Annotated in this window: 1 pseudogene; it reads left to right on the top strand. The window is 78.1% G+C overall.

Annotated elements, in window-relative coordinates:
* A pseudogene (locus tag Q0789_RS16615) lies at positions 1–416 on the top strand (hypothetical protein); the annotation flags it as partial.

Here is a 416-nt window from a genome sequence, read left to right as displayed (position 1 = left end):
CCACCGCGACCACCCGCACCGGCCCCCACGGACGCACCGACCCCCACGCCGCCACCACCGCCGGCCTCGCCGACCCCGACCTGCTCACCACCGCCCGCGACACCCCCCACGCCACCGGCCTGCCCGACCGCCGCGGCCTGGACGCCCGCCGCTTCGACGCCCTCGTCGACCTCGCCCTGACCGGCACCAGCACTGACCGTGCTCCTGACACCGACCGCGACGCCGCAGACCGCGACGCCGCAGACGGCGACCACGCTGGCGACGGAAGCGGCGTGGGCGGTGACGTGAGCACCACCACCGCACGACACCCCAGCACCCCCGCCCGGCCCGGCCGCGGCATCCAGGTCGTCGTCGCCCTCACCAGCCTCCTCGGCCTCGACGACGAACCCGCCCACACCCCCGCCACCGGCCCGGTG

The sequence above is a fragment of the uncultured Pseudokineococcus sp. genome, assembly GCF_947499845.1.
In the GTDB taxonomy this organism is placed as follows: Bacteria; Actinomycetota; Actinomycetes; order Actinomycetales; family Quadrisphaeraceae; genus Pseudokineococcus.
This window is presented reverse-complemented; position numbering and strand designations above follow the sequence as displayed.